This window comes from Gardnerella sp. DNF00476 (assembly GCF_049262735.1).
GTDB lineage: Bacteria > Actinomycetota > Actinomycetes > Actinomycetales > Bifidobacteriaceae > Bifidobacterium > Bifidobacterium vaginale.
The window spans coordinates 691,851-705,683 of sequence record NZ_CP058401.1; the positions used below are offsets into that span (position 1 = coordinate 691,851).

The following is a 13,833-nucleotide window of genomic DNA, read 5'->3' on the forward strand; positions in this document are numbered from 1 at the left end:
TTAAGTATTTAATAAAACTATTATTTTTATTACTTTTATTATTTTTATTACTTATTACATTACTTTTCTAAATCTGATGTTCGGTAGCTTGCGACTTTTCCTTTTTATTTCGCTATCATAAATATTTGCCAATTGCAAATCAAAATTGTTTTTGGAAAAGTTATCCGCAGGATATCCACAATGTTATCCCCCATTTGTGTATAACTTTTTGAGATACACACAGCAACACGCCTAAAATGTGGATAACTCAAAGTTTTTATCCACATCACTTAGCCCGTGTGTGTCATAATCTTGAGATATTCACACCAATGGGGGATTACTTTACACAAACTTTGATATTTTATTGCTTCTTTTGAGATTTCTTAGAATTACTTCTAGATTTATCTGACTTATTTTCCACAGAACTAGAATCAGATTCTTCTGAATTTTCTGACTCTTTTCCATCATTTTCAGTTTCAATCTTCTCTTCGCCCAATTCAACTTCGTCTTGCGATTGAGCAGAAACATTATCATCAGAATGAGCTGAATTATCGCCAGCAACCGTTGAATCACCATCTTCATCTACAGAATCACCATCTGCGTCTACAACTGATTCATCAACAGAAATAGCTACTGGAGTAAGAACTGCCACTTGGGTTTTCCCTTCTTCAGAATCAGCAACTTCTACAACAGCTCCAGCTCTAGCTTGAGCAATACTCGAAAAGTCATATGCGCGCTCACCCTGATCTGCCAAATCAACACCCTTACGCTCCTTAGCTTCCGATATTCTCCAACCAAAAAGCTTCTCTAAACCAAATGCAACTAAAGCAGTAACTGCACCGGAATAAAGAACAGTGATTACAAGTAAACAAATCTGCGCGATAAGCTGATGCCAGTCACCAACGCAAAACAGTCCGCTACTATCAGCAAATAATCCCACTGCAAAAATACCGATAAGAGCAGCGATGCCGTTCACGCTCACAACATGAAGCGCTCCATCATAACGCGCAAAAGTCTTAGAATGCGTTGCAAGGCATGTAACGACACCAACAATAACTCCTAATACCATTGCCCATAAAGGCGCAATCACATCTGCAGCGGCAGAACTAGCGGCCAAACCCGCCATAATTCCAGACGCGGCGCCAACAGCAGTAAAACAACCTGAACGCAAACGCTCTGTAACACCCCAAGCAAGCATAGAAGCAGATGCTGTAATAGTGGATGAAACCCAAGCATATCCAGCAACTCCAGGAAGACCTACAGAAGATCCAATCATTAAGCCAAGCCAGCCAAACCAAATAATAAAAATTCCCAGAACAACAAACGGTACATTATGCGGATGGCGTTTTAGAACATTTACAGAATTATCAGCAACATCACTAACAGCTTCAACAGAACCATTAGAATCTTCTGCCTTAGAAGATGATGAACCCGTATTAGTCTCTAATTTACTAAATCTCGCAACGTCAGCCCACAATGCACGAACCAAATTCCCCTTATGCTCAGAATTATTACTACTGTTACCTTGAACAGTAGAGGATTTGGTATGAAGCACAAATCGCTTTAACGGGAAGTGCGCATGACCACCAATAATTAGCACGATTGCAAGCGCAGAAACTGCTGCAGTCAGATGCAACAACGATCCTCCAGCAAAATCATGTACTTGAATTCCTAAAGCTTGTGATATTGCGCCATTAGGAGAAAGCAATCCCCCTCCGCAAACCATATGCGCTAGAGGAGCAAATACTAAAGTGACCCATACCGCCACGAATATAAGCCAAATTGCGTATTTTACGCGTCCAGCCAACGCACCAGTAATAAGAGCAACCGCTACGACAGCGCACGCTAATCTAAAGGCTGCTGGAATACCTCCGCCCGACAAGCCTGTGTTTGCGTCCATAGAAGTAAAAATTCCATGATCTGCAACCATTGAATCACGTAGAAGCAAACCACTCACAGGATCACCCACAACGCCGCCAATCATGTCTTTACCAGCGAAAGCCATTGACCATCCCCATAGCGTCCAAACTATGGTTGTTACCGCAATAGCTCCAGCAGAAAGCATCATCATGTTGACCATAGATGTTGCTCGTTCGCGACCGCCATAAAATAGAGCAATCCCTGGCGTAATTATAAACACTAAAGCAGCGGCCAATAATGCCCATTGCGGATCCATTGCGGTCATCTTTCACCTCACAATACACAACCCTCGGCGGTTATGTCTTCAATATTCTATTTTATATGTTCTTTTATATTCTACTCAACTGGCGCTGCGTGATTAATAACTAATTACGATAGATTAATCCAATATTCCATCCACAAAACTTTCTGGATCGAATGGAGCTAGATCGTCTGGACCTTCTCCCAATCCGACAAGCTTCACAGGAACGCCTAACTCTTTTTGAACAGAAACCACGATACCGCCTTTCGCGGAACCGTCTAACTTAGTTAAAACCACACCTGTAATTCCAATTGCCTCAGCAAAAACTTTTGCCTGGACCATGCCATTTTGACCAGTTGTAGCATCAAGAACCAAAAGGACTTCATCTACAGGAACAGTTTTTTCAATAACTCGGCGAATTTTGCCAAGCTCGTCCATAAGATTTGCCTTATTTTGCAGCCTTCCAGCCGTGTCTACAATCAAAACATCTGAATTGGATTCCTTAGCTTTGGCGGCACCGTCAAATGCTACAGAAGCCGGATCTGCACCGTCTTTTTCGGATCGAACGATTTTAACACCTACAACATTTGCCCAAGTTTCAAGCTGGTCGGCAGCTGCAGCGCGGAAAGTATCTGCTGCAGCTAATATTACAGAACGATTTTTAGAAACCATTAGTCGCGCAAGCTTTCCAGCAGTAGTGGTTTTACCAGTGCCATTTACACCAACCATCATGATTACACTTGGCTTATGAGCTTTAGAAGAATCCGCATTTAGGCTTCTATCTGTTTTGGCACCAACGATATCCAGCAATTTTGCACGAAGTATTTCACGTACATCTTGTGCGCTTGCTGTTCCAGAAATCCTAGCATCTTTTCTAAGTGATTCAACCAACTCATCACTTGCCTGTGCTCCAACATCTGCCATTAAAAGCGTATCTTCTACATCTTGCCAATCGTCTTCACTAAGATTATCTTTGCTCAATATATTGAACAGAGCACGACCAAAAGGATTCGCACTATTAGCAAGTTTAGAACGCAATCTTGTAACTCGAGAGGCAACGTTTTCGGGCGCAGATTGATCAACATTACTATCACTTTTAGCTACGCTAGGCAGTGGATTATCTTTGCTAGTAGGTATTAAAGGACCTCGCGACTTACTGATAATTCTCAGCACAACTGCCGCAGTCACTAAAAGCACTGCTAAAACAACTGTGCCAACAGTGGACCATATAATCAAATCTAAATCCATAACTATATTCATATAATAAAGACTATGAAATTAAAGGGACAGTTGATTAGAATGTAACGAAGACTGTTGCTACAGTAAGCAAAAATCACGTAAATATTAGCATTTTAATACAATGCTTTTGTAAGTTAATTTTGTAATCAGAAATTGAATTGGGGTATTGCGTATGGAAAACTCGCCATTGATTGATGTTTATGGAGCAGATTGGTGTGGCGATTGCATCAGAGCTAAAGCTGCGCTTAATAAGTTTAATGCTGCTTTTACTTGGCATAACATTGAATCTGAAGAAGGCGCCGAACAAAAGGCTATTGATATTAGTGGGCAGAAGCATATTCCTGTCGTTACTTTTAGCGATGGAAGTTTTATGGTTGAGCCGACTGCAACTCAGATTAAAGAAAAACTTGAAGAATTAGGACAGATCAATTTGTGATTTTTGCCTGCAATTTTGCAGCAACTTGCCACAAAACACACGCTACATGTAGACATGAGTTGGATTAGTCTACAAAATGTAGTACACTAGGCATTTGTTGCCCCTTTAGCTCAATTGGCAGAGCAGAGTCCTTTTAAGTCTTGGGTTGTGGGTTCGAGTCCCACAGGGGGCACTTTTTATACTCATTTGCATTTCGAAGCACTGCCTGCACAACAGCAATGCTCTCACCACGTAAAACTATGTCATCACCGCAAGAACATTGTTGCACACGAATAGAATGGTTTTGTAATGTTGAGGCGGCTTCGGCATTAATTGCATATTCAGTCGCACCTAAAAATATATCGTCAACAATATCTTTTGAACCGTATACAAAAACATCATCTAAATCAAGTAAGCTAACAGACGGAGCAAGCACATGTCCAAGTGAACGACCTGCTTCCTGTAGCATTGTCGTCCTGTCTAAAGGATTCTCATTAATTCTTCTTCGTAAGTTTGCTGCAGATATAAAAGTCTCTAAACAACCACGCTTACCACACGTGCATTGTGGACCATCTGGATCAACAACTACGTGACCGATTTCGCCTGCAGCATGATGACTCCCCAAAACGAGCGAATCATCGATTAACAATGCTGCGCCTACGCCAACAGCGATTTGAACAAAAATGCCAGTTGCTCTGCCAGCTCCACAAAAACGTTCACCGATCAAAGCACTATTCGCATCATTATCTACCGTACAGAACTTACCAAAATGTTGTTGAAACATCTTGCGTAAAGGCACATTCTTCCACCCAAAATTCGCAGTTTCAACTACTACACCATCTTCATCAACAATACCTGGGACAGCAACACCAAAACCAAGTATATGTGAGGCACCATCAAGTAGTGACTCAGCCAAAGCAATTACAGTTTCAGGCGTAATAGCAGTAATTTTATCAAAGGATTTTTCAACTCTAGTTACAATTTCACCGCGTAAATTCATTACAGCAGCTTGCAACAAAAATGGCATTGATAAGTCCAGAACAACCACATTCCAATATTGATCATCTACACTTACTAAAGTTCCTTTTTTACCAGGTCGCGTTGGTTGTTCATATCCATTTTCCATCAGAAAGTGTTTATCTAACATGTCAGACACGACTTCGCACGCAGCAACTCGCGATAATCCAGTTTTCCTACCAATTTGTGCTCTAGACATAGGACATGATGAAAAAATTTGTCCAAAAACCATCATGCGATTATTGATTCGTACATCAGCGGGTTCATGTTTTTTAGTAACTGTCATAGAAGGTGATAGAAAGCAAGACAAGGCATTATCATCAGTTGTTCCAAACATGACACTCCTCAAGTATAGGGCTGTTGCAGCATACTGAAAGTAAGTACTACATCGTACCATCCCACCAATAGGCCAAATCATCAGGAAAAATGTTGTCAGCACATGTACTCACAACAAAATTTCACAATAAACTATATTGTACACTCTCAACCATTGTAGCCAGCTGTAACACATACGCGCTAGGCATAATTACCATAATTATTAACAATAATTTCATCCCAATATACACACAAGTATTTGTATATTTCTTGGACTTTACAACAAATAAATAATTTGTTAAGATAGTTAACATTGAATGTTCCTACGACATAGATGCCGCCGGCAATCAATACACAACTCGTCAAAGTCGACAAGTAAAGCTTCAAAGAAAGGAAGCGCCATGCATAGTGGAAAGAAAATTATTGGCATCATTGCAGCAGCGAGCGCCGCTCTACTATCGCTTGCTGGATGCGGTAACACCAATAACTCGAGTTCATCAGCGCAAGTTGATACTAAAACACCTGTTAACCTCACTGTGTGGACTGGTAATACAACACCAACAAAAGCAGCAGCAGCAATATTTGAAAAGAAATATCCAAACGTAAAAATTAAAGTAGAAACTGTAACAGACGCTTATCAGGCTCTGGATACAGCCATTCAAGCTGGATCGGGAATTCCAGACGTTATGGAATTTGAGTACTTGACGGTTCCTTATTTCGCAATTCAAAATAAACTTGTAGATTTAAGTACTCTTGGCGCAAATAATGATAAAGGCACATTTGTGAAAGGCGCATGGCAGGACATCAGCTTCAACAATAAGCCATACGCAATTCCAATGGATTACGGCCCAAGCGTCATGTTCTACAATAAGGCAATATTAGAAAAAGCAGGAGTAAGCAAAGTACCAGAAACTTGGGAAGAATATTACCAAGCAGCTAAGAAAGTAAAAGCACTCGGAGACAAGTACTACATAACAAATGACGCAAGCGATATCTTCACATTGCTATCCCTTGTATGGCAAGCTGGAGGGCATCCATTTAAGGTTAACGGAACCACTGCTCACATTAACGTAAAAGATCCAAAGATGCAGGAAGCTGTATCTTACTATCAGAAGATGATTCAGGAAGGCTTAATCGCAACTAATATCAAAACTTGGTCCGATGATTGGAACAGAGCTTTAAACGATGGAACTATTGCCACACAAATCATAGGAGGATGGTTCACCTCTAGCATTAAAGATCGCGCTCCAAAACAAGCTGGAAACTTCCGTGTTGCCCCTATGCCTCAATGGAAAGCGGGCGAACAGTTGAGCGCAGAAAACGGCGGCTCTGGCTTTGCTATTCCAGCGAAAGCAAAGAATCATCAATGGGCTTGGAAATTCTTGCACTTCCTTGCCTACGATAAGGAAGGCGTAAAAGCACGCGTTGATGCTGGAGTATTCCCTCCAAATGTTTCCGTACTTAAGAATAACGAATTCCTCTCTTCTACTGACCCTTACTTCGGAGACCAGAAGTACCGTGAGCCTATTGCCGATTCAGCTCAAAAAGTAGGAGAAGGATGGCAGTACCTTCCGTTCATGGAAAAAGTGCGTGATCTATATGGTGACAATATGGATTATGCAAAAGTAGCCAAAGGCGAATCACTGCAAACTCAGCTAGAAAACTGGGCTAAGCTGTGCATCGACTATGGAAACAAACAGGGCTTCACAGTAAGCAAATAATGTTTACTAATAATAGCAAATAAACTCATTACCATTTAAGGTGCTGTTGGTGCTACAACACCAACAGCACCTAATTTAACTGAAAAGTTTTTACATTGGGGGAAAGCAATGATATTGAACACTTCTAAAAATAAACGAGCGAATTTAACACGGCAACGCAATGGAATTAAACGCGAAGGAGCTGCTGGTTGGATGTTCGTGCTTCCATTTTTGCTTCTCTTTACCTTCGTGTTTATTATTCCACTTGTATACTCGATGTACATTAGTTTCTTTGGACACCAATTAATTGGCGGAACCGTGTTTGTCGGCGCAAAAAACTATCTCGAACTTTTGAGAGATCCACTATTGTGGCAGGGTATTGCACGCGTCCTCATATTTACAGCAATCCAAGTCCCTCTAATGTTAATAATTTCCATTTGTCTAGCGCTTGCTATCGATTCGAAACGTCTATATGGTACAAACTGGTGCAGAATCTCAATATTCATTCCATACGCTGTTCCTGGTGTTATCTCCACATTAATGTGGGGGTTCATCCTTGGAACTAGGTATGGTCTGTTCAAGAATTTTAATGAGATATCTCATACTGATATAAATCCATTTTCTCCTTCATTTATCATGATTTCTATCGGAGTAATGATTAGCTGGGCTGCTATTGGATATAACATGCTCATCTTCTATTCTTCATTAAAGGCTATTTCACCAGATCTTTACGAAGCTGCTGTAATTGACGGCGCAAGCTATCGCCAAATAGATCGTTATATCAAGCTTCCAGAGATTAGAGGCTCACTGGCTATAACTACTATCTTCTCAATAATAGGTAGTGTACAGCTTTTCAACGAGCCGCAAATTTTGTCAAAAATGGTTGGAGGCACTGGCATTACAACCAGTTGGACACCAAACTTATACATTTACAATCTAGCTTTTGGTGACTCTTCACAGGGATATGCTGCTGCAGCAGCATTGATTATGGCAATTATTGTCATTGTCGTTACATTTACGATTCAAATTCGCAATATGCGCAAAAATGTCACCGCTGATTAACCATAGACGAAATATGCAACGAAGCATCCAAAAGGAAGAACAAATGATTAATACAACAAAATCATCAAATAATCAGGCAGCGATGCCTCCACTCACGAGGTTCTACACTGTTGAACATCCAAAGAAGAGTCCAATGATGACATTCTGGGTGTATCTATATCTATTATACGCTCTCGTTCCATTTGTTTGGCTATTCATAAATGCTACAAAAACTAAGGCTGATTTTGCTTCTACATTCGGTCTATCATTTGGATCCTCATTCGCTCTATGGGACAACATAGTAGAGGTATTTACATATAACAATGGCATTTTTGCACGATGGATTCTAAATACGGTCCTATACACAATAATTGGCACTATCATTTCTGTATTGTTTGCAACTATGGGAGGATATGCTCTAGCAAAACTCAATTTTAAAGGCAAACACTTTATTTTGCTAACCATCTTAGGATCTATGGCAATTCCAGGAGTACTGCTTGTAGTTCCACAGTTCTTGATTTTCTCGCAGCTTGGTTTAACAAACACTCCTTGGGCTGTAATAATTCCATCTCTACTAAACCCATTTGGTCTATATTTAATGTGGACATTTTCAGGGCAAAGTGTTCCAACTTCTCTTATAGAAGCAGCACGTATCGATGGTGCTGGAGAAGGACGCATTTTCTTCCAAGTTGCATTACCACTTATGAAACCATCATTGGTAACAGTGTCATTGTTCGCATTTGTTTCTATTTGGTACAATTACTTCCTTCCATTGATAATGCTGAAAGACTCTAAATGGTATCCATTGGCATTAGGTCTTGCACAGTGGAATGCTCAAGGCAATGAAGGTGGCAATATGCCTATTATTCCAAACCTAGTCATTACCGCATCTTTGCTAGTCGTATTCCCACTGATTCTGCTCTTCTTGGCATTGCAACGCTACTGGCAATCAGGCTTAGCAATTGGAGCTACAAAAGGGTAACCAGCTAAATCTGCTTTTATTGCTTCTGACAGTTTTATGCTGTCAGAAGCATAATTAATCTATACGTATTCTTAACTTTTACTAACACGATTTGGAGCATGTAATGGCTAGGCCATCTATTTATAATGACAATACTTGTTGGGATGAGCCAACATATACTTGCATATCTTCCAACTATGCAAAAACTGATTGGATAACAAATCCTCAGGTTTTTGCCGTTAACACTATTTCAGCGCATTCACATCATCATTACACAATAAATGACACCACACCAATACAGTCACTTAATGGAACGTGGGAAGTAAAGCTACTTTCTTCCCGCGTATTCAACCCTGAAAACTTAGATGAGGATATTAAAAATTACGAAGATTCTTCATATCAAACAATCTCAGTTCCATCTCACTTACAGATGAACGGTCTATTAAAACCGCAATACGTTAACGTTCAGTACCCTTGGGATGGTCATGAGGACGTTAAAGCACCAAATGTTCCTTCCTTAAATCATGTGGCAATTTATAAGAAACATTTTGTTTTACAAAATAATCTTAAACAGATTTTGAACGAAGAAGGTAAAGCTACTATTACCTTCCATGGAGCACAAACAGCTATTTATGTATGGATTAACGGAAAGTTTGTTGGATATAGTGAAGACTCTTTTACGCCGAGTGAATTTGATATTACTCAATTTTTAAAAGATTCTGAAAATAGTATTGTTGTAGCGTGCTACGAATTTTCTAGCGCATCATGGCTAGAGGATCAAGATTATTGGAGACTACACGGAATTTTCCGTTCCGTTGAACTGTGTGCACATCCTTCCACCCATGTATCAAATCTTCATGTTGATGCAGATTATAGCAATGATACAAATACTGGGAAACTCGCATTCAGAGCAAACATTGAAGGAGACAATTTAAAAGATATTACACTACACGCTTACATTACAAATCATAAATACAGCAACGATAAATTCACAAATAATAATAATAATAATAATGAGATTTTGTGGGACTGCACGCTACCTGCACAAACGATTACTGAACTAAAACAGACTACTATTCCTAAAGCACTACCTTGGAGTGCTGAATACCCTGCGCTATACGACTTACATATTGATGTTGTAAGCAAAGAATCAAATATTATTGAACATGTAGTGCAGCCGATTGGTTTTAGACATTTTGATATTGAAAACGGCATAATGAGATTAAACGGAAAACGCATTATTTTCAAAGGCGTAAACCGTCATGAATTTAATTGCGACAGAGGCCGAGCAATCACATATGATGACATGGTTTCCGATGTGCTTTTTTGTAAGCAACACAATATAAACGCTGTACGAACTTCTCACTATCCTAATCAAGATGCTTGGTACGATTTATGCGACGAATATGGGCTATATATTATTGACGAGACTAATTTAGAGACACATGGAACGTGGTCAGATGGGCACGGAAACATAACTCCAGAATGCGCTATTCCTGGAAGTAGAGACGAATGGCGTGCCGCGTGCGTAAATCGCGTCGATAACATGATTAAACGCGATTACAATCACCCTTGTGTGCTTATTTGGTCTCTCGGAAACGAATCCTTTGGTGGAGACGTATTTCGTTCTATGTATCATCATGCTCATGCTCTAGATGCACATCGCCCAGTGCATTACGAAGGGCAGACTATGGATAAGTCTTGGCGCGATACTAGCGACATTGAAACACGCATGTATGCTCACGCAGATGAAATAGAAAAATACGTGTCAAACAACCCAGATAAACCTTATATATCTTGCGAATACATGCATGCTATGGGGAATTCATTGGGAAACATGAACGAGTATGTTGCTCTTGAAAAGTATCCGCATTACCAAGGTGGTTTTATTTGGGATTTCATCGATCAGGCAATAAGACAAACCCTACCAGACGGAACCACGCATTTGGCATATGGTGGCGACTTTGATGATCGACCTACCGATTATGAATTCTGCGGCAACGGTCTATTATTCGCAGATAGAAAACCAAGTCCTAAGGCCATTGAGGCTAAACAACAATATGCAAATATAAGACTATATCCAAACGAAAATGGTGTTCGCATAGAAAATCATCAGCTTTTCATGAATACTGAAAATTACGTATTCTTGGCAAAATTACGCGTTGACGGCAAAATTATGTGGTCTCAACCATATACGTGTAATGTGGAACCTGAAAATGATTTTGAAATGCCCATAGAGTGGCCATTAGAACAGTATCAAAGCAGTGGGGAAGAAATTACTTTTGAAGTTTCGTGCACGCTTGCAAAATCTACACGTTGGGCACAAAAAGGATACGAATTATCGTTCGGACAATACACAATATTAACTAAAAATTCAGAATCACAAGCTAAGCAAATATCAAATGCACGATTACATAAAGATGGCACTGTTACTATTGGACGCTGGAACGCAGGAACACGTAACTCTTCGATCGAAACGCTTTTTTCATATTCACAATGCGGGCTTATTTCATACCGTCTTGACGAACGAGAATTTGTGATTAAACGTCCTTTGATCACTACATTCCGAGCACTAACAGACAATGACCGCGGTTGCAAGCATGGTTTTGAGCGTGCTCAATGGTATGTAGCAGGTAAATATGCTAAATGCGTAGATCAAACAGCTGAGAAGCTCGACGACAATACGCTACAAATTGTATACAAATATGAACTTGCTAACGCAGATCATACAATAGTGAATTTAACATATGTGTCTAAAACATCAGGAGATTTACACATTGAACTAAATTATGTTCCTTCTGGAAAAGATTTACCTTCCATTCCAGCATTTGGATTGGAATGGATGCTACCAATAGAATACAGAAACCTTGAATTCTACGGTATTGGTCCTGTTGAAACATATGCAGACCGCACCAGTGCGGGACGTTTAGGGATTTGGAAAACAAATGCTTTTGACGATTTTATGCCATATCTTGTTCCACAAGAAACTGGCAATCATGAAAAAGTAAGATGGGCAAACGTAACAGACGATTCTGGGCATGGCATGCGTATTCAGCGGCATAATAGTACTAGCAACTTCTGCGTAAGTTTACTTCCATACAGCAGCACTATGATAGAGGAAGCACAACATATAAGTGATTTAGGTGACTCAAAACATATGTTCTTGCGAATTCTTGCAGCACAAATGGGAGTCGGCGGCGATGATTCGTGGGGCTCGCCTGTGCATCCCGAATATCATTTGCCTGCCAATAAACCATATTCTCTAAATGTGGATTTGCAATTATTCTAACCCTCCCTCCTATAGCCAATACCGCTGATATAGTTACAAAAAAGTTTCTATGTCAGCGGTATTTTATTGCTATTGAAATAAATTTATATCAGAGTTTTCTTTTCTACTACTCGTCTTGTGCAACTAGTGGATAGCATGATTGAAGAGCTACATATTGACGAATACTAGTTATTCTCACAGTTAACGATACTGCACGAATCGCGTCAAAACGTAGAATTTTGCGATATCCTATGGCATGAACATCTGAAACATGATGATTTACTCCACATTCATCAACAACGTGAATTTCAGCTGTTTCAACGTGTTGTCCTTTACTAATATCTTCTTCAATAACTAAGCCATCAATATAAGTAGGTTCAGTAAATACCATACGAAAATCAATCGGCTTAGAAGATGACAATGCTGTACCCTGTTTTCTGTCAACCAAGTACTTTGGATTTCCTTCATATGTATTAGGACTTAAAACTTGTATTGATAATGCTTCATGATCTCGTAATTCGCGCCCATGGAATTTACGAATCTTATCGCCCAATTCTTTTAAAATTTTAACATCAGAATCTGCTAACAAACCATGACGTGTCGGTGGCACATTCAACAAAAGTGTTGAGTTACCCCCTACAGATTTACACCATATATCAAATAATTCATCAGAACTGCGAACATTATTATCCTCATTATCGTGATGGAACCAACCTTTGCGAATAGAGGTATCAACTTCTGCTGGATACCAAGCAAAATCGCCTTCGTAGTGTGCAAGCGCCTTACGAGACCCTAAATCTTCATCAGTAGACGCAAATTTGCGAGAGAACTTACCATCATCTGATTGTTGTGATTTTGAAGAGGTTAATTCAGCACTACGTAATTCTGTAGGTAATACGCTCCACTCATTAGAGCGCGTATGACCAGCTTCATTGCCGCACCAACGCACATCTGGACCGCAAACACTGATAACAGCATCTGGCTGCAGCGCCCGGACTGTATTATAGATTCGTTGCCAGTCATAAGTTTGCGTTTTACCATTCTCACCCTCGCCGCAAGCACCATCAAGCCATACGGAAAAAATAGGACCATAGTGCGTTAGCAATTCAACAAGTTGATTAATATAAAAATCGTTGTAAACTTTGCCAGTGCCATATGATGATTCTGTACGATCCCATGGTGAAAGGTATACGCCAAATCTCATATTATGTCGATAAGCTGATTCACTAACTTCGCGCACAATATCTCCTTTTCCATTTTTATATGGAGAGGACGCAATGGTATGCTTGGTGTACTTTGAAGGCCACAAGCAAAAACCATCATGATGCTTGCAAGTTAGAATCACGCCGGTCATACCTGCCGATTGTAGAGCATCAAGCCACTGGTCAACATCTAAATTATCTGGATTGAATATCTTCGGATCTTCGTGACCAAGCCCCCATTCACGATCTGTCATAGTATTCATTCCAAAATGAATAAAACCATACATTTCCATGCGCTGCCAAGAAATTTGACGTGCTGTAGGCCTTACATTTGCTAAATAATCCTCATTCATGCTGCCACCCTGCTTTAGCAATCAATGCAACTTCACATCGAACAATCAATTGTTTACTATATTAACAAAAAACAAGGATGTGCGCCAGTTAAATCATTATCCGCATATTCAAAAAGCAGTATTCTAAAGTCTTTCAGACATAAAAAATCCCCATGCACAAATAGGCATAAACACTAAATACA

Annotated in this window: 10 protein-coding genes and 1 tRNA gene; 7 read left to right on the forward strand and 4 right to left on the reverse strand. The window is 39.9% G+C overall.

From position 1 onward, the window contains the following. Positions 1-340: 340 nt before the first annotated feature. Both HXT25_RS02850 and ftsY read right to left on the reverse strand, forming a co-directional pair. Positions 341-2,164: an ammonium transporter gene (locus HXT25_RS02850; RefSeq protein ID WP_103013263.1), complete on the reverse strand. Its 1,824-nt coding sequence runs from the start codon at positions 2,162-2,164 to the stop codon at positions 341-343. A 114-nt stretch (positions 2,165-2,278) separates the two neighbouring features. Further along, entirely contained in the window at positions 2,279-3,400 is a 1,122-nt protein-coding gene (gene ftsY / locus HXT25_RS02855) for a signal recognition particle-docking protein FtsY (RefSeq protein WP_410313977.1), read from the reverse strand. A 151-nt stretch (positions 3,401-3,551) separates the two neighbouring features. Here ftsY and HXT25_RS02860 point away from each other — a divergent pair, with 151 nt between their 5' ends. Together HXT25_RS02860 and HXT25_RS02865 are read left to right on the forward strand one after the other, a co-directional pair. Beyond that, a complete protein-coding gene (locus HXT25_RS02860; protein WP_004114090.1) occupies positions 3,552-3,815 on the forward strand; it encodes a glutaredoxin domain-containing protein in 264 nt (87 codons plus the stop codon). 99 nt (positions 3,816-3,914) lie between these two features. After that, positions 3,915-3,987: transfer RNA gene (locus HXT25_RS02865), tRNA-Lys, on the forward strand. Here the strand turns inward: HXT25_RS02865 and HXT25_RS02870 are convergent. Further along, complete coding sequence (locus HXT25_RS02870) at positions 3,949-5,046, reverse strand: ROK family protein (RefSeq protein WP_422118836.1); 1,098 nt, start codon at positions 5,044-5,046, stop codon at positions 3,949-3,951. The genes HXT25_RS02865 and HXT25_RS02870 overlap by 39 nt on opposite strands. Here HXT25_RS02870 and HXT25_RS02875 point away from each other — a divergent pair. The 5 genes from HXT25_RS02875 (at position 4,940) to HXT25_RS02895 (ending at position 12,117) form a co-directional block, all read left to right on the forward strand. Next, positions 4,940-5,185 carry a hypothetical protein gene (locus HXT25_RS02875; protein ID WP_226913180.1) on the forward strand — a complete coding sequence of 82 codons (246 nt, stop codon included), beginning with the start codon at positions 4,940-4,942 and terminating at the stop codon, positions 5,183-5,185. The two genes, HXT25_RS02870 and HXT25_RS02875, sit on opposite strands and share 107 nt — an antisense overlap. Positions 5,186-5,527: 342 nt before the next feature. Next, a complete protein-coding gene (locus HXT25_RS02880; RefSeq protein ID WP_004114086.1) occupies positions 5,528-6,847 on the forward strand; it encodes an ABC transporter substrate-binding protein in 1,320 nt (439 codons plus the stop codon). 108 nt (positions 6,848-6,955) lie between these two features. After that, complete coding sequence (locus HXT25_RS02885) at positions 6,956-7,888, forward strand: carbohydrate ABC transporter permease (protein WP_004114084.1); 933 nt, start codon at positions 6,956-6,958, stop codon at positions 7,886-7,888. 43 nt (positions 7,889-7,931) lie between these two features. Further along, on the forward strand, positions 7,932-8,849 hold the full coding sequence (locus HXT25_RS02890; protein WP_004114082.1) for a carbohydrate ABC transporter permease: 918 nt from the start codon (positions 7,932-7,934) through the stop codon (positions 8,847-8,849). A 103-nt stretch (positions 8,850-8,952) separates the two neighbouring features. Continuing rightward, on the forward strand, positions 8,953-12,117 hold the full coding sequence (locus HXT25_RS02895; RefSeq protein ID WP_422118648.1) for a glycoside hydrolase family 2 TIM barrel-domain containing protein: 3,165 nt from the start codon (positions 8,953-8,955) through the stop codon (positions 12,115-12,117). 106 nt (positions 12,118-12,223) lie between these two features. Here HXT25_RS02895 and HXT25_RS02900 read toward each other — a convergent pair whose 3' ends face one another. Next, a complete protein-coding gene (locus HXT25_RS02900) occupies positions 12,224-13,651 on the reverse strand; it encodes an alpha-L-fucosidase (protein ID WP_004137675.1) in 1,428 nt (475 codons plus the stop codon). Positions 13,652-13,833 lie beyond the last annotated feature (182 nt).

Excerpts from the sequence above, each read along its gene's own strand:
- HXT25_RS02850 (WP_103013263.1), bottom strand. The coding sequence starts at position 2,164 with ATGACCGCAATGGATCCGCAATGGGCATTATTGGCCGCTGCTTTAGTG.
- ftsY (WP_410313977.1), bottom strand. The coding sequence starts at position 3,400 with ATGAATATAGTTATGGATTTAGATTTGATTATATGGTCCACTGTTGGC.
- HXT25_RS02860 (WP_004114090.1), top strand. The coding sequence starts at position 3,552 with ATGGAAAACTCGCCATTGATTGATGTTTATGGAGCAGATTGGTGTGGC.
- HXT25_RS02875 (WP_226913180.1), top strand. The coding sequence starts at position 4,940 with ATGTCAGACACGACTTCGCACGCAGCAACTCGCGATAATCCAGTTTTC.
- HXT25_RS02870 (WP_422118836.1), bottom strand. The coding sequence starts at position 5,046 with ATGATGGTTTTTGGACAAATTTTTTCATCATGTCCTATGTCTAGAGCA.
- HXT25_RS02880 (WP_004114086.1), top strand. The coding sequence starts at position 5,528 with ATGCATAGTGGAAAGAAAATTATTGGCATCATTGCAGCAGCGAGCGCC.
- HXT25_RS02885 (WP_004114084.1), top strand. The coding sequence starts at position 6,956 with ATGATATTGAACACTTCTAAAAATAAACGAGCGAATTTAACACGGCAA.
- HXT25_RS02890 (WP_004114082.1), top strand. The coding sequence starts at position 7,932 with ATGATTAATACAACAAAATCATCAAATAATCAGGCAGCGATGCCTCCA.
- HXT25_RS02895 (WP_422118648.1), top strand. The coding sequence starts at position 8,953 with ATGGCTAGGCCATCTATTTATAATGACAATACTTGTTGGGATGAGCCA.
- HXT25_RS02900 (WP_004137675.1), bottom strand. The coding sequence starts at position 13,651 with ATGAATGAGGATTATTTAGCAAATGTAAGGCCTACAGCACGTCAAATT.